Origin of the sequence: Leptothrix cholodnii SP-6, assembly GCF_000019785.1 — a bacterium.
GTDB lineage: Bacteria > Pseudomonadota > Gammaproteobacteria > Burkholderiales > Burkholderiaceae_C > Sphaerotilus > Sphaerotilus cholodnii.
In genome coordinates this window covers 1,912,146-1,937,744 of record NC_010524.1, presented here as the reverse complement: position 1 = coordinate 1,937,744, position 25,599 = coordinate 1,912,146, and the positions used below count along the sequence as shown (strand labels likewise).

Annotated in this window: 18 protein-coding genes; 12 read left to right on the top strand and 6 right to left on the bottom strand. The window is 71.8% G+C overall.

All coding sequences use genetic code 11. The features are described from left to right. Nucleotides 1–46: 46 nt before the first annotated feature. Both LCHO_RS08975 and LCHO_RS08970 read right to left on the bottom strand, forming a co-directional pair. A complete protein-coding gene (locus tag LCHO_RS08975; protein ID WP_012346821.1) occupies nucleotides 47–766 on the bottom strand; it encodes an ABC transporter ATP-binding protein in 720 nt (239 codons plus the stop codon). Further along, nucleotides 763–1,605, bottom strand: coding sequence for an MBL fold metallo-hydrolase (locus tag LCHO_RS08970; RefSeq protein WP_012346820.1), 843 nt, complete (start codon nucleotides 1,603–1,605; stop codon nucleotides 763–765). Before LCHO_RS08970 ends, LCHO_RS08975 begins: the two co-directional genes overlap by 4 nt. Before the next feature lie 308 nt (nucleotides 1,606–1,913). Here LCHO_RS08970 and LCHO_RS08965 point away from each other — a divergent pair, with 308 nt between their 5' ends. Next, nucleotides 1,914–3,026 carry an MBL fold metallo-hydrolase gene (locus LCHO_RS08965; RefSeq protein WP_190274844.1) on the top strand — a complete coding sequence of 371 codons (1,113 nt, stop codon included), beginning with the start codon at nucleotides 1,914–1,916 and terminating at the stop codon, nucleotides 3,024–3,026. On the opposite strand, the gene LCHO_RS08960 is transcribed toward LCHO_RS08965, so the two are convergent. Beyond that, nucleotides 2,993–5,254: a sigma-54-dependent Fis family transcriptional regulator gene (locus LCHO_RS08960; protein WP_012346818.1), complete on the bottom strand. Its 2,262-nt coding sequence runs from the start codon at nucleotides 5,252–5,254 to the stop codon at nucleotides 2,993–2,995. The genes LCHO_RS08965 and LCHO_RS08960 overlap by 34 nt on opposite strands. Nucleotides 5,255–5,602: 348 nt before the next feature. Here LCHO_RS08960 and pedF point away from each other — a divergent pair, with 348 nt between their 5' ends. From pedF to LCHO_RS08905, 11 genes are all read left to right on the top strand, one after another. Next, the gene (pedF, locus tag LCHO_RS08955; RefSeq protein ID WP_223210551.1) at nucleotides 5,603–6,043 is read left to right on the top strand and encodes a cytochrome c-550 PedF; all 441 of its coding nucleotides are present in this window, start codon (nucleotides 5,603–5,605) and stop codon (nucleotides 6,041–6,043) included. Between the two features lie 67 nt (nucleotides 6,044–6,110). Continuing rightward, nucleotides 6,111–6,965, top strand: coding sequence for a transporter substrate-binding domain-containing protein (locus LCHO_RS08950; protein ID WP_012346816.1), 855 nt, complete (start codon nucleotides 6,111–6,113; stop codon nucleotides 6,963–6,965). 57 nt (nucleotides 6,966–7,022) lie between these two features. Continuing rightward, nucleotides 7,023–8,243 (top strand): BaiN/RdsA family NAD(P)/FAD-dependent oxidoreductase, encoded by a 1,221-nt coding sequence (locus LCHO_RS08945; protein ID WP_012346815.1) that lies wholly within the window; start codon nucleotides 7,023–7,025, stop codon nucleotides 8,241–8,243. 210 nt (nucleotides 8,244–8,453) lie between these two features. Continuing rightward, nucleotides 8,454–8,666 (top strand): 30S ribosomal protein S21, encoded by a 213-nt coding sequence (gene rpsU / locus LCHO_RS08940; RefSeq protein ID WP_012346814.1) that lies wholly within the window; start codon nucleotides 8,454–8,456, stop codon nucleotides 8,664–8,666. A 129-nt stretch (nucleotides 8,667–8,795) separates the two neighbouring features. Then, a complete protein-coding gene (locus tag LCHO_RS08935) occupies nucleotides 8,796–9,242 on the top strand; it encodes a GatB/YqeY domain-containing protein (protein ID WP_012346813.1) in 447 nt (148 codons plus the stop codon). Between the two features lie 45 nt (nucleotides 9,243–9,287). Continuing rightward, on the top strand, nucleotides 9,288–9,638 hold the full coding sequence (locus LCHO_RS08930; protein ID WP_012346812.1) for a protein tyrosine phosphatase family protein: 351 nt from the start codon (nucleotides 9,288–9,290) through the stop codon (nucleotides 9,636–9,638). A 15-nt stretch (nucleotides 9,639–9,653) separates the two neighbouring features. Continuing rightward, on the top strand, nucleotides 9,654–11,159 hold the full coding sequence (locus LCHO_RS08925) for a cache domain-containing protein (protein ID WP_012346811.1): 1,506 nt from the start codon (nucleotides 9,654–9,656) through the stop codon (nucleotides 11,157–11,159). After that, nucleotides 11,137–11,781, top strand: coding sequence for a response regulator transcription factor (locus LCHO_RS08920; protein ID WP_012346810.1), 645 nt, complete (start codon nucleotides 11,137–11,139; stop codon nucleotides 11,779–11,781). The genes LCHO_RS08925 and LCHO_RS08920 overlap by 23 nt, the downstream gene beginning before the upstream one ends. 164 nt (nucleotides 11,782–11,945) lie before the next feature. Continuing rightward, complete coding sequence (locus LCHO_RS08915) at nucleotides 11,946–12,539, top strand: TRAP transporter small permease subunit (RefSeq protein ID WP_012346809.1); 594 nt, start codon at nucleotides 11,946–11,948, stop codon at nucleotides 12,537–12,539. Next, on the top strand, nucleotides 12,536–14,281 hold the full coding sequence (locus LCHO_RS08910) for a TRAP transporter large permease (RefSeq protein WP_012346808.1): 1,746 nt from the start codon (nucleotides 12,536–12,538) through the stop codon (nucleotides 14,279–14,281). Before LCHO_RS08915 ends, LCHO_RS08910 begins: the two co-directional genes overlap by 4 nt. A gap of 187 nt (nucleotides 14,282–14,468) precedes the next feature. Continuing rightward, nucleotides 14,469–15,647, top strand: coding sequence for an ABC transporter substrate-binding protein (locus tag LCHO_RS08905; RefSeq protein ID WP_012346807.1), 1,179 nt, complete (start codon nucleotides 14,469–14,471; stop codon nucleotides 15,645–15,647). A 30-nt stretch (nucleotides 15,648–15,677) separates the two neighbouring features. Here the strand turns inward: LCHO_RS08905 and recD are convergent, their stop codons facing one another. The 3 genes from recD to recC are packed head-to-tail and all read right to left on the bottom strand — an operon-like array spanning nucleotide 15,678 to nucleotide 25,596. Continuing rightward, complete coding sequence (recD, locus tag LCHO_RS08900; RefSeq protein ID WP_012346806.1) at nucleotides 15,678–17,897, bottom strand: exodeoxyribonuclease V subunit alpha; 2,220 nt, start codon at nucleotides 17,895–17,897, stop codon at nucleotides 15,678–15,680. Next, on the bottom strand, nucleotides 17,894–21,712 hold the full coding sequence (gene recB, locus LCHO_RS08895) for an exodeoxyribonuclease V subunit beta (protein ID WP_012346805.1): 3,819 nt from the start codon (nucleotides 21,710–21,712) through the stop codon (nucleotides 17,894–17,896). Before recB ends, recD begins: the two co-directional genes overlap by 4 nt. Continuing rightward, nucleotides 21,712–25,596 (bottom strand): exodeoxyribonuclease V subunit gamma, encoded by a 3,885-nt coding sequence (gene recC, locus LCHO_RS08890; RefSeq protein ID WP_012346804.1) that lies wholly within the window; start codon nucleotides 25,594–25,596, stop codon nucleotides 21,712–21,714. The genes recB and recC overlap by 1 nt, the downstream gene beginning before the upstream one ends. Nucleotides 25,597–25,599: the final 3 nt, after the last annotated feature.

The following is a 25,599-nucleotide window of genomic DNA, read 5'->3' as shown; positions in this document are numbered from 1 at the left end:
TTTTTATGCGGATCGTCCGGCGATCCGTTCGTGAAGTGCCCCGCCTTCAGGCGGTGGCGCGGATGAAGGCATCTTCCAGATTCGTGCCGCCCAGCTGCGCGGTGACCGCCGCCGGCGTGCCGTCGGCGAGCAGCCGGCCCTTGTGCAGCACCACCACGCGGTCGGCGGCTTCGGCCTCTTCGACCAGGTGGGTGGCCCACAGCACGCTGCTGCCACGCTCGGCCACGTCGGCGCGGATGGCGGCCAGCAGGTCGCGGCGCGACTTGGGATCGAGGCCGACGGTGGGCTCGTCCATCAGCACCACCTTCGGCCGGTGCAGCAGCGCGCGCACCAGCTCGACCTTGCGGCGGTTGCCACCCGACAGCTCGCGCACCGGCCGCGCCAGATCGGCCACGATGCCCAGCGCCGCACAGCCGCTGACGATGCGTTCGCGCGCCAGCGCGCGCGGCAGGCCGTGCAGGTCGGCATGAAAGCGCAGGTTGCGCTCGACGCTCAGGTCGAGGTCGAGCGACATCTGCTGGAACACCACGCCGATGTGGCGCAGCGCCGCCACCGCCGAGTGGCGCAGCGAGTGGCCGGCCACCTCGACCTCGCCCTCGTCGGCCACGAACAGGCCGGTCAGCACCTGGAACAGCGTCGACTTGCCCGCGCCGTTGGGCCCGAGCAGCGCCACCAGCTGGCCGGCGCCGATGTCGAGGCCGAGCTGCGACAGCGCAGCCCGCTCGCCGTAGCGCTTGGTGAGCGAGGCGATGTGCAGCGCCGTCACAGCTCGATCTCCATCCGGTCGGACGCCAGCTCGAGGCCCCAGCGCGCCATCACGCTGGGCGCGGGCTGGCGCTGCGGGCCGGCGCCGTCGGGGTGGGCCAGCAGCAGCTTGCGGCGCGCCCGCACGCCGTCGAGCAGCGCCCAGGCGTCGTTGGCCGCATCGGGCGAGTAGCGGCTCAGGGTGCTGTCGGGCTCGTCGCCGACCATCACGCAATCGGCCTCGCGCATCCACTCGACCGCCATCGCGCCGGCGCTCGCCAGGCTGCTGGCGCAGAAGAAGCGCTGGCCGGTGGCCAGATCGAGCACCGCCAGCGCGATGGTCTCGCCCACCACCGGGCCGGCCGAATGCATGCTGTGGCGCGGCGACGGGCCGTCGGTGGCGACCGCGGTGAACTCCAGCGACGGCTGGCCCTCGACGTGGAACACCGCCGTGCGGCACTCGCCCGCCACCGGGATCACGTGCCAGTGCACGCCGCAGTAGTGCTGCAGCATCGGCAGCACCGGCACCGAGGTGGTGAGTTCCTCGAACACCGCCGGCGTGGCGTACAGGTGGATCGGCGGGCCGTCGCGCAGGCTCAGCAGGCCGGTGACGTGGTCCATCTGCGCATCGGTCAGCACGACGGTGCGCACCGCGGCATCGGGCAGGCCGTGGTGGCGCAGCAGGCGAGCATCGGTAGCCAGCTGCTCGGCCACCGCCGGCGACACGTTGAGCAGGGCCCAGTGCCGCCCGTCGCCCGACAAGGCGGCCGCACCGGCGGCGCGGCTCGGCGACGGCCCCGACTGCACGCACTGGGCCAGTGGCACGGCCTCGTCACCGCCCTTGAGCACGACCACCTTCATGTCCGTGCTCCATCGTGTTCGATCTTCCCCCGCATGACGTTTTCTCCAGGCTGTACCCCGTGGGCACACATTGTTCGACACGGGTGCAAGAGGCATGCCGCCGCCGGTAGCCCGCCCGGCGTGGCGCCAGCCGACAAATTGACCGCTCTCGTCGGTGCGGAAACCCTGGAAAACGCGAACAGCCGGACCCGCGCGCCGACGGCCGGCGGTGACACTGTGCCAAGCTGGAGCAGCCTGTCCTGTGCGGGTTTGCCCGACCGGCGATCGCAGCGAATATGCTGCGACCCTTGCCGCCCGAGGCCACCCGATTGACGTCCAGATCCGCCCCTCCGACACCCGCCCGCACCGCGGTCGGCCCGCCACATCCGCGCCCCTGGCCGGGCCGCATCGGCTCGCTGCTTGCCGCGGCGGCCGTGCTGACGGCATGCGCCACCGGCACACCCGCCGTCGACACCCCGACGTCCGCCCACTGCGGCACGGCCAGCGCCGGCGCCGGGCCCGTGGTGCCGGCGCTGCAAGCCCTCGGCCCCGACGTCTGGTGGCTGGCGGGTGCGGCCGGTGACAGCGACGAGGCCAACCGCGGCCAGATCTCGAACCTGCTGGTGGTGGCCGATGGCGATCGGCTCTGGCTGGTCGGATCGGGGCCGAGCGCCGCCCAGGGCCGCGCGCTGCAGCGGCAACTGATCTGCCGGCTCGGCCGCGCCGCCACCGACGTGATCTCGCCCTGGCCGCGGCCCGAGCTGGTGCTGGGCCAGGCCGGCATGCCGGGCGCGCGCAGCTGGGCCCATGCCGACGTGGCCACCGCGATGGCGCAGCGCTGCGAACACTGCGTCGAGCGGCTGCGTCTGCGGCTCGGCCGCCATGCCGCCGACCTCGGCGAGCCCGCCATCCGCCTGCCCGACGCGCTGCTGCACGGCGATCAGGGTCGGCTCGGGCCGTTCCGGTGGTGGCGCCTGGCGCGCGGCAGCGACACGCCGGTGACCGTCTGGTGGCACCCGGCCAGCGGCGTCCTGACCGCCCACGGCGTGCTGTGGAACGACGGCGCACCCGATCTGCGCGACAGCCGCATCGCCGACATGCACGCCGCCACCGAGGCCCTGATCGCGCTGCAAGCCGCCCTGAGCCCACCACCCGACCGGACGCTGCGCTGGCTGCCCGAACAGGGGCCGGTCGCCGACGCAGACCTGGCAAGCCGGCACCGGGATTACTGGGCCGCCCTGGCCGCCGCGGTGGCACAGGCACAGGCCGAGGGCCGGCCTGAAACCGATCCGCCCGCCGACCTGGCCGGCATCGACGCGGCCGTCACCGCCAGCCCCCGCCATGCCCTGAACTGGCAGCGCGCCTGGCGTCAGGCCGAGGACAGCGGCTTCGATGCGACGACGCCCGATCAACGCGGCGTGTTCCAGCGCAGCTTGCGGTAGATCGTGTTGCGGCTGATGCCCAGCCGCTTGGCCGCCACCGAGATGTTGCCGCCGGCCGCCTCGACTGCCAGCCGGATGCTCTGCAGCTCGATGTCCTCGAGCGAGCGCGAGGGCTCGTCGGCCGCCGCCGGCGCGGCAGCCACCGGGCGTGGCACCAGCCAGTCGGGCGCCCCGGCGATGGGCTCGGCCTGGCGCGAAGCCGCCGGATCGGCCCGGCCGGTCGCGGCGCCCGCGCCCGTCTGCGGCGAGCGCTCGGCCGGCACCGCGGCAGCGGGCTGCGGGGCCACGTACGCCGACGGCAACGCAGCGGCCGGTTCGGCGGCGACCGCCGCAGCGGCCGCGGCGCGCGAGTCGAGCGCCCGGCCGGCGTCCTCGATGAAGTCGTCGGACAGGTGATCGCGCGTGACCTGGCTGTCGCCGGCGGCCATCACGCAGGCGGTGCGCAGCACATTGAAGAGCTGGCGCACGTTGCCCGGCCAGTGGTAGCCCTGGAACAGCTTGACCACCTCGGCGCTGAGCTGCAGTCGGCGGCGCGGACATTCGCGCTCGAGGATGCGGTCGACCAGCGCCATCAGGTCGCTGCGCTCGCGCAGCGCCGGCAGCCGCACGGCCAGGCCGTTGAGGCGGTAGTAGAGATCCTCGCGGAAGGTCTTCTGCTCGATCATCTCGCGCAGGTTGCGGTGGGTGGCGCAGACCAGCGTCACGTCCACCGCCACCGCCTTGCCGCTGCCCAGCGGCGTGACCTGGCGCTCCTGCAGCACCCGCAGCAGATGCGCCTGCAGGGCCAGCGGCATGTCGCCGATCTCGTCGAGGAACAGCGTGCCGCCGTTGGCCTGCACGATGCGCCCGACCGCGCCCTTGCGGCGCGCGCCGGTGAAGGCGCCCTCCTCGTAGCCGAACAGCTCGGCCTCGATCAGCGTGTCGGGGATCGAGGCGCAGTTGACCGCCACGAACGGCTGCTTGGCGCGCTCCGAATCCTGGTGGATGGCGCGCGCCAGCAGCTCCTTGCCGGTGCCGGTCTCGCCCAGGATCAGGATCGGGATGTCGCGGTTGAGCACGCGCCGGATCTTGTCGACCAGCGTGCCGACCGCCGCGTCGCCGGTGGTCAGGCTGGCCAGGCCCTCGCGCGAGCCCTGGCCGGCGGCCTGGCGCGGCTCGGCCGCGGAGGCGCTCGGCGCCGGGGCAGCCGGGCGTTCGCCGGCACGCTCGCTCACGCGATCGGTGCTGCGCTCGACGGCCGGCTGCACAGGCTCGTCGCGCACCGACGGATCGGCGTTGTGCCAGACCGGCCAGCTGAAGCGAGCATAGACGTGGAACTGGCGCCCGCTGCCGGCCTCCACCGACAGCGGCGCGGCCAGCGGCGAGCGGAAGCGGTCGACCAGCGCCGGCACCGTGGTGCCGAACAGCGAGGTCAGCGTGTGCATGCGCAGCGCCGCGCCGCTCAGGCCGAGCTGCTCGAGCGCGCCGCGGTTGGCGCCGACCAGCTTGCCGTCCTGGCTGACCGCGAGGATGCCCTCCATCAGCGTGCCGATGAACTCGACGCGGCTGTGGAAATGCAGCCGCATGACGTTGCGGTAGTCGTCGCTGAGCCAGTGGTTCTCGATCATGCGCGCCGACATCTTCACCAGCCCCATCGTGTGCTGGTGGTAGCTGCGCTGGTCGCCGGAGACGTCGAGCACGCCGAGGATGTTGCCGCGCGGGTCGAGGATCGGCGCGGCCGAGCAGGTCAGGAAGTGGTTGGCATGCAGGAAGTGCTCGTCGGCATGCACGAGCGTGGGGGTTTCCTCGATCAGCGCGGTGCCGATGCCGTTGGTGCCCTTGCTCGACTCCGACCAGTTGGCGCCCGGCTGCAGCGCCACCTTGGAGGCGCGGCTGAGGAAGTCGTCGTCGCCGATCGAGTGGATGATGGTGCCGGTGGCATCGGTCAGCACCACCATGTTCTGGCTGTTGACGATCTGCTCGTAGAGCATCTCCATCACCGGCGCGGCATGCACGTACAGGCGCTGGTTGCGATCGCGCACGACGCCGAGGTCGGAGCGGCCCATCGGCGAGAAATCGGGCCGTTCGATGCGCGACAGGCCGAAGGCCTGGCAGCGTTCGTGCGACTCGTCGATGCGCTCCACGTGCGCCTCGCCGAGCGGCAAGGCCGAGGCGATCGGCCGCCGCGCGTCGTCGGCTTGCTGACGCCCGCGGTTGCTGGCCGAGTGCGGCAGATAACTTGTGGCCATCGAGGTCTCCTGGAAGTCGGATGTCGGCGAACGGACGCCGACGATCGATTGAGGACGCGAGCATCGCGCGGTCGGATGCACTGCGCCACCCGGGGCGTGCCCGGATGTGTCACCAATTGGAACACCTGGGCCGATACAGCACGTACCGCGAACCTGTGACACATCCGCGCCGCGCCAAAGCGCAGCACGCCACCCGGATTGACCCGCAAGCACGCACCCCGCAAGCCGGCCATCAGGCTTGGCACAGCGATTGCAGTTGAGTGCTGCAGACGATCCGCTTCCTTTCACTGACCTTTGGAGACACGAGACATGGCACGAGGAGACATTTTCAGGGCCGCCATCTTGGCGATGGCCTGCGCAGCCGTCGGCACCCTGGCGTCGGCACACGGTGACGTGACCCCTCAGTCGGTGGACACCAGCAGCCTGCCGCAACTGGGCGCCGACTGGCGGCCCGAGAACCCCTACCGCGCCCACGAGGACGCGATCAAGATCGGCAGCTCGGCCTACAACCAGAACTGCGCCCGCTGCCACGGCCTGGAAGCGATCTCGGGCGGCATCGCGCCGGATCTGCGCAAGCTCGACAACGACTGCTCCAACGTGAAGATCGCCGCCAAGAAGGCCGCCTGCGTGAAGGAGATCGACGACTACTACGCCACCAGCGTGCGGCGCGGCAAGACCCGCAACGGCGCGGTCTACATGCCCCCGTTCGAAGGCATCCTGAGCCAGGAGGCGGTCTGGTCGATCAAGGCCTACCTCGAGACCCGGCGCGAAAAAACCGCTGTAAATTGATCGGGCGGCGCAGACCGTCCAATCAACCCGGCCGCCCGTCGCAGGCGGCTGCCTATCGGGGACAAGCATGGACAGACGTGATTTTCTCAACCGCAGCGCAGCACTCGCGCTCGGCCTCGGCCTGAGCGGCAGCGCCATCGCCCAGTCGGAGGGCAGCGACGAGCCGAGCGCCCTCGCCAAGGTGCGCGCGCGCGGTCGGCTGGTGGTCGGCCTGTACAACGAGCTGCCGCCGTTCCACGACAAGGGCGCGGGCATCGAGGTGCACCTGGCACAGGCGCTGGCCGACAAGCTCGGCGTGGCGCTGTCGCTGCTGCCGTTCACGGCCGACGAGGACATGCACGACGACCTGCGCAACATGGTCTGGAAAGGCCACTACCTCGGCTACGGCCCGGCCGACGTGCTGCTGCACGTGCCGGTCGACCGCCCGCTGATGGACAGCAGCCCGCAGGTCAACATCTTCGGCCCCTACTGGCGCGAGACCGTGATGATCGCCCGCGATCTGGGCAAGGTGCCCGAGCTCGACGGTCTGGCGCGTCTGACCGGCCACCGCATCGCGGTGCCGGGGCTGTCGCTGGCCGGCTGGCTGATGATCGGCCACGACAACGGCGCCCTGCGCGAACAGCTGACCACCAAGATCCCCAACGGCATCGAGGCCGCAAGGATGCTGCAACGCGGCGAAGTGGCGGCCGCCTGCGGCCTGCGCTCGGAGCTGCTGTCGACGCTCAAGGGTGACAGCCGCTTCGCCATCACGCCGCTGCCGGTGCCCCGCGCCCCGCGCGACGGCTGGGCGGTCGGCATGGCGGTCAAGCGCGGCTCGCTCGACCTGGCCCGCGCCCTGCAAGGCGGCCTGAACGAACTGGCCAGCCAGGGCGAACTCAAGCGCATCTTCGCCACCGGCAACCTCGACTGGCAGAGCGTCTGACGGCGCCCCGGGCCGGGCCGGGCCCGGCCTGCCCGCGCGGCCATCGATAATTTGTCGATGGAACATTTCGACGTGGTGGTGGTCGGCGCAGGTGCGGCCGGCCTTTTTTGTGCGGGCGTCGCCGGCCAGCGGGGCCTGCGCGTGCTGCTGCTGGACCACGCCCCCAAGCTGGCCGAGAAGATCCGCATCTCCGGCGGCGGGCGCTGCAACTTCACCAACCGTGAGGCTGCGCCCGCCAACTTCCTGTCCGACAACCCGCACTTCTGCCGCTCGGCGCTGGCGCGCTACGGCGCCGCCGACTTCATCGCGCTGGTGCGCCGCCACGGCATCGCCTTCCACGAAAAGCACCGCGGCCAGCTGTTCTGCGACCACAGCGCCGAAGACATCATCACGATGCTGCTGCGCGAATGCGAAGCCGGCGCGGTGGTGCGTCGCCAGCCGTGCCGCGTGCAGGCCGTGCGCCATGTTGCCGACGGCCATGAACTCGACACCGACGCCGGGCCGGTGCGCACGCACCAGCTCGTCATCGCCACCGGCGGCCTGCCGATCCCCAAGATCGGCGCCACCGACTGGGGCCTGCGGCTGGCCGAGCGCAGCGGCCACCGCATCGTCGCCCCGCGTCCGGCGCTGGTGCCGCTGACCTTCGACGCGCAGACCTGGGCGCCCTACGCGGCGCTCGCCGGCCTGGCCTTGCCGGTGCAGATCAGCACCGGCAGCGGCAAGCAGCGCACGGTGTTCCAGGAGGATCTGCTGTTCACGCACCGCGGCCTGAGCGGCCCGGCGGTGCTGCAGATCTCGAGCTACTGGCGCCCCGGCCAGGCGCTGAGCATCGACCTGACCCACGGCGGCGATCTGGGTGGCGCCCTGCTGGCGGCCAAGCTGACGTCGAAACGGCAGCTCGGCAACGAACTGGCGCAGCATCTGCCCACCCGCCTGGCCGATGCCTTCCTGGCCGGATCAGGCCTCGACGCCCACCGCCCGATGCCCGACTGCCGCGATCGCGACCTGCAACAGCTCGCACAGCGTCTGCAGGCCTGGCCCATCACGCCCAACGGCGACGAGGGCTGGAAAAAGGCCGAGGTGATGGCCGGCGGCGTCGACACCCGCGACCTGAGCTCGCAGACCCTCGCCAGCCGCCACGTGCCGGGGCTCTATTTCATCGGCGAAGCGGTCGACGTGACCGGCTGGCTGGGCGGCTACAACTTCCAGTGGGCCTGGTCGAGCGCCTTTGCCTGCGCGCAGTCGCTGCAGCCGCAAATGGCGGGCGCGACCGCTTGAATATCTTCCCGATTCCCTCGCTGCAAAGCGGTTTCAAAGGTCGCATTACTCAAATGAATATGCAGGGACTGCGACTCGGTCTATAATTTTGGTCTTTGCTGCAATGAGCCTGTTCGAGTTGGTGATTGCGGGGGTCGAAGTTCCAGTCCGCGCGGAACCCCGAAACGCACCACCGGCCACCGAGGGCATAACCGAAGGATCCTTTAGTTCATGACGACCATCCGTGTCAAGGAAAACGAACCGTTTGACGTTGCCCTGCGCCGCTTCAAGCGCACCATCGAAAAGCTGGGCCTGCTGACCGAACTGCGCGCACGCGAGTTCTACGAGAAGCCCACCGCAGAGCGCAAGCGCAAGAAGGCAGCCGCCGTCAAGCGCCACTACAAGCGCGTGCGTTCGATGCAGCTGCCCAAGAAGCTGTACTGACGCCAGTGCCAGAGCCCGGGCCCGATCCTTCGTGATCCGCGCCCTGGACGGTGTTACCTAGCCCGCACGGGACGCCGTGACGGGCTTTGTTGTTTCTGGAACCGATCCATCCCCCGCGAGGAAGCTGCCATGAGCCTGAAAGAACGCATCACCGAAGACATGAAGACCGCCATGCGCGCCCGCGAGGCCGAGCGCCTGGGCACGATCCGCCTGCTGCTGTCGGCGCTCAAGCAGAAGGAAGTCGACGAGCGCGTGACGCTCGACGACGCGATGGTGATCGCCATCGTCGACAAGCTGATCAAGCAGCGCAAGGACTCGATCAGCCAGTTCGCCCAGGCCGGCCGCGACGACCTGGTGGCCAAGGAAAGCGCCGAGCTGCTGGTGCTCGAAGGCTATCTGCCGGCCCGCCTGAGCGCCGACGAGGTCGACGCCGCCGTGCGCGCGATGGTGGCCGAACTCGGCGCCAAGGGGCCGGCCGACATGGGCCGCGTGATGGGTGCGGCCAAGCAGCGCTTCAGCGGCAATGCCGACATGGGCCTGGTGTCGGCCGCGGTCAAGCGCGCGCTGCAGCCCTGATCCCGCGCTAAGCTCGCCCATCCCGACCGTTTCGAGCCCGCCACGATGAACGCCCCCCTGCCTGTCCAGCGCCTGACCGACGAGGTCTGTGTCGCCCCGCAACTCACGCCCGACGCGATGGCCGCAGTGGCTGCAGCCGGGTTCCGCAGCGTGGTCAACAACCGGCCCGATTTCGAAGGTGGCCCGGACCAGCCCACCAGCGCGGCCATCGAGGCCGCAGCGCTGGCGGCCGGCCTGCGCTACGCCCACCTGCCGGTGTCGGGCGGCTACCAGAGCCCCGACGAGATCGCCGCCTTCGCCCGCCTGCTGGCCGAGTTGCCGACCCCGGTGCTGGCGTTCTGCCGCAGCGGCGCGCGCTCGACCAAGCTGTTCGTGGCCGCCAGCGCGCTGCGCTGAACCTGTCGCCACGCGATGGATCTGAGCGCGCTGCTTCGGCCCGGAGCCGGCGCCGACGCCACCGGCCCGCGCCGCCTGCGCAAGAAGATCCTGCTGCTGGCGGTGCTGCCGCTGGTGGCGTCGCTGCTGCTGATCGCGCTGGCCGTGCGGCATCAGGCCCTGGAGCTGGCACAGCGCGAGCGCGCGCTGGTCGAATCGGCCTACATGGCCAGCAAGGAGGCCGAGCTGCGTGGCTACGTCGACCTCGCGCTCAGCATGGTGCGGCCGATCTACGACTCCGGCCGCGACGACGCGGCGGCCAAGCAGGAGGCCGCGCGCATCCTGGCCTCGCTCAGCTCCGGTGCCGGCGACGGCTATTTCTTCGCCTACGACTTCGACGGCCTGTGCATCGTGCTGCCGCCGCAGCCCGAGCTGGTCGGCACCAACCTCTGGGACGTGCGCGACCGCGACGGCCGTCCGGTCGTGCAGGCGCTGATCGCCAAGGCGCGCGAGGGCCAGGGTTTCTTCCGCTACGTCTGGAACAAGCCCAGCATGCGCCAGGTCGCGCCCAAGCTCGGCTACGTGGTGGGCCTGCCGCGCTGGGGCTGGATGATGGGCACCGGGCTCTACCTCGACGACATCCAGGTCACGCTCGACCAGCTCGAGCGCCAGGGCCAGGCCAACATCTGGGCCACCATGGCCTGGATCGCCGGCATCGCGCTGCTGGGCATCAGCCTGCTGTCGGCCTGCGCGCTGGCGCTCAACCTCAGCGAATACCGCGCCGCCGACGCCCAGCTGCAGCTGATGGCGCACCAGGTGGTGCAGTCGCAAGAGAACGAACGCGCCCACCTGTCGCGCGAACTGCACGACGGCACCGGCCAGACGCTGGTGTCGATCAAGCTGCTGATGGACAGCGCCATCGGCCACCTCAAGCGCAACCTGCAGGCCCCGCCACCGACGCTCGACAAGGCGCGCGAGCGCATCGACGAGGCGCTCAGCGAGGTGCGCACCCTCTCGCACCGCCTGCGCCCCACCGTGCTCGACACCTTCGGCCTGCCCGCGGCGCTGCGCTACCTGGGCGAGGAGTTCGCCGAACACGCCGAACTGGCGTTTTTCATGCGCCTGCGCGGGCCCGAACAGACGCTGCCCGAAGACATCAAGACGGTGCTGTTCCGCATCACGCAGGAGGCACTGACCAACATCGAGCGCCACGCCCGTGCCAGCCGGGTCGACCTGCGGCTGATCTTCGGCCCCGCCGGCGTGCGCCTGACGGTGCAGGACGACGGCGTGGGCTACGACACCCAGGCGCTGCAGCTCGATCCGCGCCGCGGCATCGGCCAGCGCAACATGCGCGAGCGCATGGCCTCGATCGGTGGCCAGCTCACGGTGCAATCGCAGCCCGGCTCGACCCGCGTCATCGCCCAGGTGCCGACCGCCGCCATCCGCCGCTTTGCGGCGGCCGAGCGCCAGAACGGCACCCCGGCCGACGCCCAACACCCCGGATCAGGAGACCGCAACCATGCGCATCGTGCTGGTGGATGACCATGCGCTGGTGCGCGAGGGCGTGCGCGCCCTGCTCGCCAGCCAGCCCGCCCTCGAGGTGGTCGGCGAAGCCGCCCAGGCCGACGAAGCCCTGCTGCGGGTGGCCGAGCTGCAACCCGACCTGGTGCTGATGGACATCGGCATGAAGCACACCAACGGCATCCACCTCACCGCCGAGCTGCAGCGCCTGCACCCGGGGCTGGCGGTGCTGATGCTCAGCATGTACGACAACCCCGAATACGTGCACCAGGCGCTGCAGGCGGGCGCGCGTGGCTACGTGCTCAAGGACGGCCCGTCGAGCGAGATCTTCGCGGCCATCGAGGCCATCGGCGCGGGTGGCAACTACCTCAGCACCCAGCTCACCCGCGCAGCGGGGGCCCGCACCGACGATCCGCGCCCGCTGCTGTCCGAGCGCGAGAGCGAGATCCTCAACGGCCTGGCACGCGGGCTGTCGAGCAAGCAGATCGCGGCGCAGTTCGACCTCAGCGTGCGCACCGTCGAGACCCACCGCCAGAACATCCGCCGCAAGCTCAAGATCGCCGGCCAGGCCGAGCTGATCCGCTACGCGGTGGAGCGCTGCCGCACCCACGGCGACGCGCCGGGCGGCGATCCGCCGCGCTGAAAACCTCGGCCGGCGCGCTTGCGTAACCTTGCTTGCGTAGTGCCGCGTAGTCGTAACACCCGATGGGCACTCTAAGGGTTTTCGAGTGTCATACGCCCCCATCGCAACAGGCGGTCTGCCCTGCGCCGCCCGATGGTTTCAATCACTCTCCGGAGGACTTTTCCTTGTCTGCCCTGCTTCAACTGTCCAAGCTGATCGATGCGCTCAGCGAGCGCATCGGCCGTTGGGCGTCGTGGCTGGTGTTGGCGGCCGTGCTCATTTCCGCGATCAACGCGGTGGTGCGCAAGGCCTTCAACGTCAGCTCCAACGCCTACCTCGAAATCCAGTGGTACCTGTTCGCCGCGATGTTCCTGCTGGCGGCGGGCTACACCATGCTGCGCCAGGAGCACGTCAAGATCGACGTCATCCTGCACCGCTTCACCAAGCGCACGCAGATCAAGATCGAGATCTTCGGCATCGTCGCCTTCCTGTTCCCGCTCGTGCTGGTCGTGATCGACCTGTCGTGGCCGCTGGTGGTCAAGGCCTGGCTGACCGGCGAGATGTCGTCCAACGCCGGCGGCCTGATCCGCTGGCCGGTGTACGCGATGCTGCCGATCGGCTTTGCGCTGCTCGGCCTGCAAGGCATCTCCGAGCTGATCAAGCGCGTCGCCTTCCTGAAGGGGCTGATCGACGATCCGACCGAGAAGAAACTGGCCAAGACCGCCGAAGAAGAACTCGCCGAAGCGATCCGTGCCGCGGCTGAAGGAGCCAAGAAATGATCGAGTTCCTCTCGGCCAACATGGCCCCCATCATGTTCATGGGGCTGATCGTCTTCCTGCTGATGGGCTACTCGGTGGCCTTCTCGCTGGGCGCCTGCGGCCTGGTGTTCGGCTTCATCGGCATCGAGCTGGGCCTGCTGCCGGCCGCGCTGATCCAGGCCCTGCCGCTGCGGATCTTCGGCATCATGCAGAACGACACGCTGCTGGCGATCCCGTTCTTCACCTTCATGGGACTGATCCTCGAGCGCTCCGGCATGGCCGAAGACCTGCTCGACACCATCGGCCAACTGTTCGGCCCGATCCGCGGTGGCCTGGCCTACGCGGTGATCTTCGTCGGCGCCATGCTTGCGGCCACCACCGGCGTGGTGGCGGCCTCGGTGATCTCGATGGGCCTGATCTCGCTGCCCATCATGCTGCGCTACGGCTACGACCGCCGCATCGCCAGCGGCGTGATCGCCGCCTCGGGCACGCTGGCGCAGATCATCCCGCCGTCGCTGGTGCTGATCATCATGGCCGACCAGCTCGGCCAGAGCGTGGGTGACCTCTACAAGGGCGCCTTCATCCCCGGCTTCGTGCTGACCGGCCTGTACGTCGGCTACATCGCGCTGATCAGCCTCTGGAAACCCACCTGGGTGCCGGCGCTGCCGAAAGAAGCCCGCACCATCCGTGAAGACAACGGCGACTCCGGCCTGCCCTCGCTGGGCGTGCTGGTGCTGCTGTCGACCGCGCTGGCCGTGGCCTTCGCCAAGACCCGCCCCGACACCACGCCGACCGACGAGCTGATCGTCGTGTCGATGTGCGTCGGCGTGGGTGTCGCATTCCTGCTGTCGGTGATCAACAAGGCCATCGGCCTGAAGCTGCTGTCGAAGATGGCCGAGCGTGTCACCTTCGTGCTGATCCCGCCGCTGGCGCTGATCTTCCTGGTGCTGGGCACGATCTTCCTGGGCATCGCCACGCCGACCGAAGGCGGCGCGATGGGTGCCGTCGGCGCCCTGTTGATGGCGCTGGGCCGTCGTCGCCTGGACATGAAGCTGCTGCGCCAGGCGATGGACTCGACCATGAAGCTGGCCACCTTCGTGGTCTTCATCCTGGTCGGCTCGACGGTCTTCAGCCTGAGCTTCCAGGGTGTCGACGGTCCGAAGTGGGTCGAACACCTGCTCACCGGCCTGCCCGGCGGCCAGGTCGGCTTCCTGATCGTGGTCAACATCCTGATCTTCGTGCTGGCGTTCTTCCTCGACTTCTTCGAGCTGAGCTTCATCGTCGTGCCGCTGCTGGGCCCGGTGGCCGCGGCGCTGGGCATCGACCTGGTCTGGTTCGGCGTGCTGCTGGCGGTCAACATGCAGACCTCGTTCATGCACCCGCCGTTCGGCTTCGCGCTGTTCTACCTGCGCAGCGTGGCGCCCAACAAGGACTACAAGGACCGCCTGACCGGCCAGATGATCCCCAAGGTCACCACCGGCCAGATCTACTGGGGCGCGGTGCCGTTCGTGGTGATCCAGGTCATCATGGTGGGCCTGCTCATCGCCTTCCCGGACCTGGTCTCGGGTGGCCTGGGCAAGAAGGAAGCGATCAACATCGACGACGTCCAGATCGAGTTCCAGACCCAGGAGACGGCACCCGAGGTCGACCCGAACTCGATGTTCGAGAAGTCGGCCAACAACCCCGGCGGCAGCGGCGAGGCCAAGGAGCCCGATCCGATGGACGCCTTCAAGGACCTGCCGAAGGACGAAGAGAAGAAGTGACCGCAGCGGCAGCCGCTTCGGCGGCGCCGCGGGCATCGACACCGGCGGTGGTGGCGCGCAAGCGTCCCACCGCTTTTTTTGTGGCTGCGCCGCGACTGCGGCGACGCCGCCTGCCACGCCCCGGCGCAAGCCCGGATGGTTGCGCCCGCTCTTTTCATGCATCGTCCGCCCACAAAAGGAGACCCGCATGAACCACCGAGCTCAACACCCGACCCGCCTGGCCCGCCGCCTGCTCGCCCTCGCGCTGCTGCCGCTGGCCGGTGCGACGATCGCGCAGGAAAAGATCAAGGTCGGCCTGATGCTGCCCTACACCGGCACCTACGCCGCACTCGGCGTGGCGATCGAGAACGGCTTTCGCCAGTACCTCGACGAACAGGGTGGCCAGCTCGGTGGCCGGCAGGTCGAGTTCTTCAAGGTCGACGACGAGTCCGACCCGGCCAAGGCATCCGACAACGCCAACAAGCTGGTCAAGCGCGACCAGGTCGACGTCATGGTCGGCAGCGTGCACTCGGGCGTGGCGATGGCGATGGCCAAGGTCGCCAAGGACAACAACACCCTGCTGATCGTGCCCAACGCCGGCGCCGATGCCGTCACCGGCGCGCTGTGCGCGCCCAACATCTTCCGCAGTTCGTTCAGCAACTGGCAGCCGGGTTACGCCATCGGCAAGGTGGCCGGCGAGCGCAAGTTCAAGACCGCCGTCACGCTGACCTGGAAATACGCCGCCGGCGACGAGACCGTGCGCGGCTTCAAGGAGGCCTTCGAGGGCGGTGGCGGCAAGGTCGTGAAGGAACTCAACCTGGCGTTCCCGACGGTCGAGTTCCAGGCCCTGCTGACCGAGGTGGCGGCGCTCAAGCCCGACGTCGCGTTCGTCTTCTTCGCCGGCGCCGGCGCGGTCAAGTTCGTCAAGGACTGGCAGGCCGCCGGCCTGAAGGACAGGATCCCGCTCTACGCCTCGGGTTTCCTGACCGACGGCACGCTCGAGGCGCAGGGCGACGCCGCCCAGGGCATCGTCACCGCGCTGCACTATGCCGACGACCTGAGCAACAAGCGCGACCAGGCCTTCCGCCTGCAGTACGCCAAGACCTACAAGCTGCAGCCCGACGTCTACGCCGTGCAGGGCTACGACGCGGCGCAGCTGCTGGGCGCCGGGCTCACCGCGGTCAAGGGCGACATCAAGAACCGCGACGGCCTGGTCAAGGCGATGGAAGCGGCCCGGATCGACAGCCCGCGCGGCCCGTTCACCTTGAGCCGCGCCCACAACCCGGTGCAGGATTTCTACCTGCGCCAGGTGGTCGGCAAGGCCAACAAGGCGATCGGCGTGGCCGCCAAGGGCCTGGCCGATCCGGCGCGCGGCTGCAAGATGTGAGCGCGCTCAGCCGCGGCGCATCACGTCGGGTCAGGCGCCGGCCGCCAGCAGATCGGGCAGGCCGCTGGCGCGCCGGGTGCGCCGCTGCAACGCCAGGTCGAACACCGCCGGCTCGGGCGCGACCAGCGTGAACGCCCGCCGCGCCCGCGTGATGCCGGTGTAGACCAGCTCGCGCGTCAGCACCGGGTTGGCGTGCGGCGGCAGCACCAGCACCGTGTGCTCGAACTCCGAGCCCTGCGACTTGTGCACCGTCATCGCGTACGCCGTCTCGACCGCGGCGAGCCGGCTGGCCAGCACCGAGCGCGGCTGCTCGCCATCGAGAAACCAGACCCGCAACGGGCCGCCCGCCCCCTGGGCCCCCCCCGGCTGCGCCGGCCCGCGCAGCGCCAGGCCGATGTCGCCGTTGAAGACACCGAGCGCCGGATCGTTGCGCGTCACCATCACCGGCCGGCCCTCGTACCACTCGCCCTGGCGCGCGATCCAGCCCTGCTGGCGCAGCTGGCGCTCGATCGCCGCGTTCAGCCCGGCGACGCCCCACTCGCCCTCGCGCACCGCGCACAGCACCCGGCAACGCTCGAAGGCCTGCAGAACCGCTCGCACGCCGTCCGGACTCGGCCCGTCGGCGCGCCTGGGCGCGCCCTCGCGCAGCAGGCGCAGATAGTTGACGAAGCCGGTCGCCGAAGCGTCGTTGCCGGCGCGTCCGTGCACGGCCAGATCACAGACCGCAGCGGGCGTGACACCCGTCGGCGCGCGCAGGCTGCCGTCGTCGGCCGGCGCCGGCACGCCCAGCCCGAGCAGCCGGCGCGCTGCGGTCACATCACCGGCATTGACCGCCAGCGCGAGTGCGCCGATCGGGCCCTCGAAGCGCCGGCTCTCGCGCAGCATCACGGTCTGCTGCGCCAGCGGGCCCGGCTGGCCGCAGCGGAACGGCTGCGGCAGCGCCTGGCCGACACAGGCCTGGATCCAGGCGGCGGTGTCCTCGTCGTAACCGCCCGCGGCGGCGTCGACACACAGGTCGCCCAGCACCGCACCGGCCTCGACCGACGCCAGCTGGTCCTTGTCGCCCAGCAGCACCAGCCGTGACGCCGGCGGCAGCGCGGCCAGCAGCGCGGCCATCATCTCGAGGTGGACCATCGACGCCTCGTCCACCACCAGCAGGTCGACCTCGAGCGGATGGCGCGCATCGCGGCCGAAACGGCGGGTGTCCGGCCGCGCACCCAGCAGCTTGTGCAGCGTCAGCGACTGCGACAGGCGCTGCTGCAGCAGACCCCAGTCGAGCGCCCCCGGCAGCGCCGCGGCCAGCTGCTGCAGCGCGCTGTCGATCGACTGCTTGAGCCGCGCCGCCGCCTTGCCGGTGGGCGCCGCCAGCGCGATGCGCAGCGCCTGCGGCTGCGGATGCACCGCCATCACCAGCGCCAGCAGCCGCGCCACGGTGTAGGTCTTGCCGGTGCCCGGCCCGCCGGTGATCAGCGCCAGCCGGCCGCGCAACGCGATCGCGCAGGCGCTGCGCTGCCAGTCGAAACGATCCGGCGCGGGCGGACCGCCGAACAGGCGGTCGAGCCACAGGCGCACCTGCGCGGCGTCCGGTGGCTCGGTGCCCGCATGCGGCTGCGCCTGCGGCGCCCCTTCGGCCACCGGCATCGCGGCGGCGGCGCGCCCGACCACCGCCTGCGCCACGGCCTGCTCGTCGCGGAAATGGCGGCGCAGGTAGAGCCGGCTGCCGGACAGGATCAGCGGGCTCGCCAGGCCGGTCGCCACGATCTCGCCCGCGGCGGCCACCGCGCCGCTGCACAGCAAGGCGGCGCGCCACTCGCCGGGATCGGTGCCGAGCGCACGCAGCTGTCGGGCGAGTGCGGCCTGCGCATCGGCCGGGCCATCCAGCCACGGCTCGGTGAGGGGCCGGGCGTGCGACCCGCCGGGGGCGGTGGGCGCGGCGGCCTCGTCGACCGACGCCAGCCATTCGTCCAGCGGCAGGCAGGTGTGGCCGCGGCCCTCGTTGTGCGCCAGCAGCGCGGCGGCCAGCGCCAGATGCGCCGAGGCATCCGGGCATTGCTGCACCAGCAGGCGCGCCAGCGACAGGTCGAGCGCGCGCAGCCAGCCGGCTTCGGCCCAGGCAGCGAGTTCGGCCAGCACGGCGGACGGTGACGGGGCATCCCCCGGCTCGGCCGGCTCGCCCGTCGGATGGCCAGGCAATTGGCCGGACACCGGGCCGAACAGATCGACCTGACCATCGGGCACATGAGGGCTCATCGTTGGCTCTCCACCGCGCAAGGATCCGCCGACAGGGCGGCGTCGAGTGCGTCCAGCCACGCGGGCTCGGCGCTCAGGTGCACGCAGCCCGCCGCCGGGCCCTTGAAACCACGCAGGAACAGGTAGAGCGCGCCGCCGAGCTGCCGTGCCGGGTCGTAGTCGTCGCCCAGCCGGCTGCGCAGCAGGCGGTGCAGCGCCAGCAGGTAGATCGCGGCCTGCAGCTCGTAGCGGTGCGCCAGCATCGCCTGCGACAGCGCGGCCGGCGTGTAGTCGGCATCGGTGGCGCCGAGCGCGTTGGACTTGTAGTCGAGCACCCACCAGCGTCCGCCGTGTTCGAACACCAGGTCGGCAAAGCCCATCAGCAGGCCGTCGAGCTGGCGCGACACCAGCGCCGGGCGCGGCTGGCCGGGCAGCAGGTGCTGCTGGCAGATGCGGTCGAGCTCGGCGCTGCGCAGCGCGACGCTGGGCATCCAGAACTCCATCTCGGGCAGCAGCCGGTCGACCTCGGCCAGGCTCGCGCCGAGCGGCGGCAGCGGCGTGGCCAGCAGCTGCTGCAGCCAGTCGACCGCCCCGGCGGCGTGCTGCGCATGGCCGGCGCGCTCGCAGCGCCGCAGCAGCGCGGCTGCGACACCGGACTCGCCGGCACGCTCGAAACCCTCCTCGGCCAGCCACTGAAGCTGGTCGTGCAGGAAGTTGCCGGGCAACGCGCCACGCGGAAACCCGTGCCACGTCGGCACGGAACCGGCGATCGCGGCGGCACGGCTGCCGGAGGGCGCGGCCGGCTGCCCGTCGGCCTGGGCCGCCATCTGCGTCAGCTGCGCCATCTGCGCCAGCTCCTCCTGCAGCTGCTCGGTGCGCAGCAGGTCGGTCGCGCCATGCGGCGTGGCCGGCACGCCGGCACCGGCCCCCCTCTCGCCCAGATCGCGCACCAGCCCCGAGAAGCTGCCGATCGCCCAGCGCCGCTCGAACTCGGCCTGGAAGACCGGCGGCAGGTGCAGCGGCGGCTGTGCCCGGTCGTCGCGCCAGCGCACGCGCTGGGCGGGAACATCGAGGCAGACGCTGCGCGTGGCCGGCGGGTCGCTCACGTCGCACAGCGCCTGCAAGACGCTGCCCAGCGAGTCCTCGCGCAGCCCTTGGTCGCCGGCCAGCAGGTAGCCGAGCGCCGACAGCGGGCCCGCCGAGCCGTTGCGGCCGGTCGGCGGCACGCCGATGCCCAGCCACAGCGCGTGGCGGGCGCGGGTCAGCGCCACGTAGAACAGCCGCAGGTCCTCGCGCAGACGCTCGCGCTCGGCGGCCGCGACATGCTCGGGCTGCTGCGCGAAATCGAGTGCGCGCCGGCCGTCGTCGTCCACCCACTCGAGCGCGCCGTGGCGCTTCTTGCGCCAGGCGCGTGCGCTGTTGGCGAACGGCAGCATCACGACCGGGTATTCGAGGCCCTTGGACTTGTGTACCGTGACCACCTGCACCAGTTGCGCGTCGCTTTCGAGCCGCACGATGTGGGCGTCGCCGCCTGCCCCGGCGGCTGCGGCCGAGCCACCCATCCCGCTGCCACCCTGGGCGCCATCCCCGCCGCCGCGCACCATCGCGGCCAGCCAGCGGATCAGCCCGGCCTCGCCCTCGAGGTGCGCGCTGGCGGCCTGCAGCAGCTCGCCCAGGTGCAGCACGTTGGTCAGGCGGCGCTCGCCGGCCGCCTCGTTGCCTTCGGCCAGCCAGCGCGCCGGCAGGTCGAGCGCGTGCAGCGTCTGGCGCAGCATGGTCAGCACGCCCTGGCGCTGCCAGACGCCGTGCAGCTGCTGCAGCAGCGCCAGCCGGGCGTCCCAGGCGGTTTCGTCGTGCACGTGGGCGGCCAGTTCGTCCAGGCCCAGGTCCCAGCTGGCGTTGGCGTAGGCGGCGCGGGCCAGCAGGCCGTCGAGCGGCTGCGCCACCGCCATCAGCCAGCGCAGCAGGTCGGCGGCTTCGGCGCTGGCGTAGACGCTGTCCTTGTCCGACAGGTAGACCGAGTGCACACCGCGCCGCTGCAGCGCGCGCCGGATCGCCGCGGCCTCGTGCTGGTCGCGCACCAGCACCGCGACATCGCTCGGCCGCAGCCGGCGCAGCGGCGCGTCGCCCTCGGACCAGCCGCAGGTCGGATCGGCCAGCCAGGCCACCAGCTGCGCGGCGGCGTGATCGGCCAGCTCGCGGCGCTGGACCTGCGCCTGCCCGGCGCCCGGCAGCCACGCCAGCTGCAGCGCCGGCAGCGCGGCGCCGCCCGCCACCAGCACCTCGCCGCGACCACGGGCAGCGACCGGGTCGAACGGCAGCGCCCGCGATTCGTCCTTGCCGAGCGCGAACGCGCCCTCGGGCCGGGCCGCCTCGGCCTGCTCGAACAGCGTGTTGACCGCCGCCACCAGCGCCGCCGTCGAGCGGAAGTTGGTGGTCAGCATGTAGCGCCGCTCGGCGGTCGCCTCACGCGCCTTCAGGTAGCTGTAGATGTCGGCGCCGCGGAAACCGTAGATCGACTGCTTCGGATCGCCGATCAGCAGCAGGCCGGTGTCGGCGCGGTTCGCGGCCACGTCGTAGAGCCGGTCGAACAGCCGGTACTGCAGCGGCGAGGTGTCCTGGAACTCGTCGATCAGCGCCAGCGGGTACTGCGTGCGGATGCGCTGCGCGAGGCGCTCGCCGGCCGGGCCATGCAACGCGGCGTCGAGCCGCTCGACCAGGTCGGCGTAACCGAAACGCCCGGCCTGGCGCTTGAGCGCGGCCAGCCGGCGGGCGACGCCGAAGGCGGCGTGGCGCTGCAGCGGCTCGTGCAGCGGCGCGCGCTGGCCGAGCGCGAACATCAGCTGCGCAAAGGCGGCGAAGTCGGCCGGCACCGGCACGGCGCAGCCGTCGTTGAAACACTCGGCGATGCCCTCGGGCGTCAGGCGTGTCGGGGCGGTCTTGCCCATGTCCAGGGTTTCGAGCGCCGGATCCGCTGCCCAGGCGCGCAAGGCGTCGAACCAGTCCGACACGTTGTTGGACTTCAGCCGGGCGCCCGCGAGAACCGGTGGCTTGCAAGTGCGGTGCTGGTTGATCCAGCCCTGCATGAAATCGGCACGTTCCACCCAGCCGGCCTTGAGCTGCGCCAGCTCCTGTGAACGCTGCGCCGCGATCTGGCCCAGCCAGTCGCGCAGGCCGAGGCCCTCGGGCACCCCCTCCAGCAGGTCGAGCTTGCCCAGCAGCCCGGCCACCTGCGACTGCAGTTCGGCCACCTCGGGCCAAAGCGACAGCACCGTCTCGAGCGCCGCGCCGCGCAGCGGGTAGACCTCGCGGCGCCAGTAGTCCTGCACCGCCTGGCGGCGCCGGCCGGCTTCGTCGGCTTCGAGTTCCTCGTCGAACAGCTGGGCGCTGTCGAAGGCGTGTTCGCGCAGCATGCGCTGGCACCAGGCGTCGATGGTGTGCACCGCGGCGTCGTCCATGCCCTCGGCGGCCAGCGCCAGGCGGTAGGCGGCGTCGCGGCGCTCGGCCTCGCCGGGGTAGTCGGCGCGCAGGTCGCGCAGGAAGTGGTCGTGCGGCGCCGGCTCGGCCTCGCCGCGGAAACACCGGGCCGCCTCGATCAGCCGCTCGCGGATGCGGTCGGACAGCTCGCGCGTGGCCGCGCGCGTGAAGGTCATGACGAGGATCTCGGCCGGCAGCAGCGGCCGCGGCAGCGGGCTGTCGACGCTCTCGCGCTCGCCGTGGCCGAGCACCAGCCTCAGGTAGAGCGCGGCAATCGTCCAGGTCTTGCCGGTGCCGGCGCTGGCCTCGATCAGGTGGCTGCCGTGCAGCGGCAGCGTCAGGGGGTTCAGCGGCGTCATCAGGCGTCCTCGCCGTCGTCGCGTTCGTCGTCCTGGGCGTCGTCGTCGAGCAGCACCGCCTGCGGCAGCGGCTGCGCCTTCACCCGCTCGGTGTTCAGCGCCCACGCGCGCAGCGGGCGGTAGAGGCGCTCGGCCCAGTGCTGGAACTCGTCGGCGCGGGCACCGAGCGCCTCCCAGTCGGCGAAGACGCGGGCCAGCGACGGCTCGTCGGATTCGGGCGGCACGCGGCGGGTGAAGGTGCCGCCGTCGTAGGTGCGCTCGGCTGCGATCCAGGCGTCGAGCGGCCAGGGGCGTGGCCCGGACGGATCGGCGTCGGCCAGCACCGGCGCCTCGGCCAGCGCCGCCAGCGCCGACCTGGGCGCGATCGCCAGCGGCGCGCGCCAGCTGGCCCACCAGGCGCCGGTCAGGTCGGCCAGCGCGGCGCGGGCCACTTCGGCCGGCGGCGGGCTCAGTTCCAGCGTGACGTCACGGCCGACGATGCGGCCGGTCAGCGCGATGCCAGCCGCACCCGCCGCCAGCATCACCAGCCAGGCGCGGTAGAGCTTGTCGGGCCGCACCGGGCCGGCCTTGCCCTTGCCCTGATCCTTCTTGCCCGGTTTGGCACACAGCCGGCTGGCCTGCAGGTCGAGCCACAGCAGAGCGCCGGTGGTGGCCTCGATCTGCAGGCCGTCGAGCCAGTCGTCGATCTGCAGTGCGCCGCCGTCGGCGAGCGGCAGGGCCAGGTTGAGCGGCTGCGGCGCGGCGCGTTCGGGCGCAGCCTCCTGCCAGATCCGCCACTGCGCCAGCATCGGCAGGCTCTGGCGCACGAAGGCCTGCTGCCAGCGCTCGCCCAGCCCGGCCAGCGGCAGGATGCCCTGGCGCTGCAGCGACAGGCTGCCGTCCTGCAGCGCGCGCTGCAGCCGCGCGGCATCGGCGTCCGACTCGGGATCGGCTGCGGGCGCGCTGGCTGGCAACTGCGCCGTCTGCACGTCGCCCTGCTCGACCAGCCGGCGCAGCAGGATGCTCTCGTCGAGCGCGTGCAGGCCCAGCGGCTCGTCGTCGGCCAGGGCCTCGTCGGCCAGCGCCAGGCGCACGCCGAGGCGCTCGTTCAGGTGATCGGCGACCGGGTTGCGCAGGAAGCGCGTCAGCATCGCGAGCTTGAGCGGCGGCTGGTCGGCCGGTGCGGGACGGCGGTCGATCGGGGTCGGCGCGGCTGTCAGGGGGTCGGACGCCGCAGCGGCAGCGTCTTCGCGCGCATGGGCGGCGCGCCACTCGCGGGCGTAGGTCAGCAGGCCGCGGCGCAGGGCGGCGGTGTCGTTGCCCGTTTCGTCGCCCGTTTCGTCGGCGGGGCCGTCGACCGGCTCGCCCTGCTCGACGGTCTGCTCGAAATACCGCCGGCTGAACGGCTGCAGCGGGTGTTCGACGCTCAGCGCGTCCACCAGCGGACGGCCCCAGCCGGCGGCGAGGTAGTCGCGCAGCTGCGCCACCAGCACCGAGGGCGGCTGCGCGGTGTTGTCGCGCACGCTGCGGCCGATCCAGCTGACGTGCAGCTGCGCGCGCGCGCTCAGCAGCGCCTCGAGCATCAGCATGCGGTCGTCGTCGCGGCGGGCGCGGTCGCCGGGGCGGCGCTGGCCGGGCGCGGCGAGCAGGTCGAAATCGCTGCGCACGCCGCGGCGCGGATAGTCGCCCTCGTTCATGCCGAGCAGGCAGACGCCCTGGAACGGGATCGCGCGCATCGGCATCAGGGTGCAGAAGGTGACGCCGCCGGCCAGGAAGCGGCTGCGCAGGCCGGGCTCGTCGACCGTGCCGAGCCAGGCCTCGCGCAGCACCGCCAGCGGCACGGCTTCGGCGTAGCCGGCTTCGTCGCAGGCCTCGCGCCATTGCGCCAGCGCGTCGTGCAGGGCCGCGAGCAGCAGGCGCTCGTCTTCGGTGGCGGGGCGGAAGAAGGCAGCCAGCAGCGCGCGGGCGCGGGCGTCCCAATCAGCCGGCGTGGCGGCGGTGCGGGCCTCGCGCCACCAGCGTTGCAGCGCCTCGACCAGCTCGGCCAGCGCACCGGCGATCGAGGCCTCGAGGCCGCCGACCTCCGCATACGGCGCGATGCCGTGCCACGGCTCACCGGGCGTGGCGGCCGGGTCGTCGCCGACCGCATAACCGAGCAGCATGCGGCGCAGGCCGAACGCCCAGGTGTTGGCCTCGCCGCAGGCGGCCAGGTCGAGGCTGGCGCGGTGTTCGGCGTCGAGTCCCCAGCGCACGCCGGCGCCGTCGAGCCAGCGGCCGAGCGTGGGCAGGTCGTCGCCTTCGAGGCCGAAACGGTTCGCCAGCGCCGCCACGTCGATCAGCTCGCGCAGCTCGCTGGCGGTGCAGCGCTGCTCGGTGATGCGCAGCAGCCATTCGAGCGCCAGCAGCAGCGGGTGATGGCCGCGCGGGCGCAGGTCGGCGATGTCGTACGGGATGTGGCGGGCGTCGCTGGCCGGGTACTGGCCGAACACGGCGCGCACCAGCGGCGCGTAGACCTCGACGTCGGGCACCATCACGACGATGTCGCGCGGCGCCAGCGAGCCCTTGGCCGCGGCCAGGCGCGCCAGCAGCTGGTCGTGCAGTACCTCGACCTCGCGCATCGCGCTGTGGCAGAGGTGGAATTCGATCGAGCGGTCGGTCGCGGCGCGCTGGCGGGCGGCGGCGGCATCGAGCGGCGGGCCGTTCAGCGCGGCGTGTTCGGCCAGCGGCACGGCGTCGCGGATGCGCGCCTGTACCTGCGCGAGCAGCGTGTCGCCGGGTTCGTCGTCGAACAGGTCGACCCGCGGCAGCTCGCCGCGCAGGGCACCGGCCTCGGCGCCGCCGAGCTGTTCCTCGAAGGCATCGAGCAGGCGCAGGAAATCGCGCCCCTGCCGGCCCCAGGCGGCGAGCAGCGGATGGGCCTCGGCGTGGGCGTCGGCGATGTCGAGCGCGCCCAGGTCGCGGCCGTTGCGCAGCGGCTGGCGGCGGTGCGCGCTGCGCAGCAGCTCGCGGCCGTCGATCATGTCGGCCCAGTGGAACCGGCAGGGGTTGGGCACCGCCAGGATCACCTGGGTGTGGCCGGCCAGGGCGGCCAGTGCCTCGAGCGTCTGTGCCGGCAGGTGGCTGTGGCCGAACAGCACGACGCGGCGCGGCAGCGGTCGCTGCGGCGCCTCGTCCTGCGCGAGCGCGGCGACGAAGCGGGCGTGCACGGCCGGGCGGGTGCCGGCCAGCACGGCCAGGGCAGCGGACTCGGCCGGTGCGTCGGCGGGCTGATCGGCGTCGGTCGTGCCGAGGTCACGGATCAGCGCCTGCCACAGCAGCGCCTGCCAGCGCTGCTCGGCATCGAGCGCCACCGGCGCCGCGCCGGTGCAGGGGTTGGTGAGCACGGCACGGCCGGCGGCCCAGTCGATCAGCCAGTCGGCCCGGTAGACCTGGTACTGGTCGTAGAGGTCGGCCAGCCGCTGCGCGAGCTGCAGGCGGCGCGGCAGGTCGGGGGCGGCATCCGGCGTCGGCCCGCCCGGCCCGGCCAGGAACTGCGCCAGCGGCTCGAAGCCCGGCCGCCCGGCCAGTGCGGGCAGCACGCGCATCAGGCGCCAGGCGAGCGGCCCCTTGTCGAGCGGCGAGCGGGCCGGCGCGCCGGCTCGGCCGAGCATCGCGCGGTAGCAGCGCCACAGGAAGCGCGCCGGCAGCTCGACCCGGGTGGCGGCGCAGACGCCCACGCGCTGCGCCAGCGACATCTTCAGCCACTCGGCGATGCCGTTGCTCTGCACCAGCAGCACCTCTTCTTCGAGCGGCGCCAGCGGGTGGGCGGCGAGCCACTGGAGGACGGTCTCGAGCAGCAGCTCGAGGCGGTTGCCGTGCAGGATCAGCAGGCCTGGGGTGGGCCCGGAGCCCGAATCGTCACGCATGCG

What these genes read in the sequence shown, in the direction of transcription:
- LCHO_RS08950 (WP_012346816.1), top strand. Translation starts at nt 6,111, where the DNA reads ATGGACAGACGTGATTTTCTCAACCGCAGCGCAGCACTCGCGCTCGGC.
- LCHO_RS08935 (WP_012346813.1), top strand. Translation starts at nt 8,796, where the DNA reads ATGAGCCTGAAAGAACGCATCACCGAAGACATGAAGACCGCCATGCGC.
- recD (WP_012346806.1), bottom strand. Translation starts at nt 17,897, where the DNA reads ATGAGCCCTCATGTGCCCGATGGTCAGGTCGATCTGTTCGGCCCGGTG.
- LCHO_RS08970 (WP_012346820.1), bottom strand. Translation starts at nt 1,605, where the DNA reads ATGAAGGTGGTCGTGCTCAAGGGCGGTGACGAGGCCGTGCCACTGGCC.
- pedF (WP_223210551.1), top strand. Translation starts at nt 5,603, where the DNA reads ATGGCCTGCGCAGCCGTCGGCACCCTGGCGTCGGCACACGGTGACGTG.
- LCHO_RS08945 (WP_012346815.1), top strand. Translation starts at nt 7,023, where the DNA reads ATGGAACATTTCGACGTGGTGGTGGTCGGCGCAGGTGCGGCCGGCCTT.
- LCHO_RS08925 (WP_012346811.1), top strand. Translation starts at nt 9,654, where the DNA reads ATGGATCTGAGCGCGCTGCTTCGGCCCGGAGCCGGCGCCGACGCCACC.
- recB (WP_012346805.1), bottom strand. Translation starts at nt 21,712, where the DNA reads ATGACGCCGCTGAACCCCCTGACGCTGCCGCTGCACGGCAGCCACCTG.
- LCHO_RS08920 (WP_012346810.1), top strand. Translation starts at nt 11,137, where the DNA reads ATGCGCATCGTGCTGGTGGATGACCATGCGCTGGTGCGCGAGGGCGTG.
- recC (WP_012346804.1), bottom strand. Translation starts at nt 25,596, where the DNA reads ATGCGTGACGATTCGGGCTCCGGGCCCACCCCAGGCCTGCTGATCCTG.
- rpsU (WP_012346814.1), top strand. Translation starts at nt 8,454, where the DNA reads ATGACGACCATCCGTGTCAAGGAAAACGAACCGTTTGACGTTGCCCTG.
- LCHO_RS08930 (WP_012346812.1), top strand. Translation starts at nt 9,288, where the DNA reads ATGAACGCCCCCCTGCCTGTCCAGCGCCTGACCGACGAGGTCTGTGTC.
- LCHO_RS08910 (WP_012346808.1), top strand. Translation starts at nt 12,536, where the DNA reads ATGATCGAGTTCCTCTCGGCCAACATGGCCCCCATCATGTTCATGGGG.
- LCHO_RS08905 (WP_012346807.1), top strand. Translation starts at nt 14,469, where the DNA reads ATGAACCACCGAGCTCAACACCCGACCCGCCTGGCCCGCCGCCTGCTC.
- LCHO_RS08960 (WP_012346818.1), bottom strand. Translation starts at nt 5,254, where the DNA reads ATGGCCACAAGTTATCTGCCGCACTCGGCCAGCAACCGCGGGCGTCAG.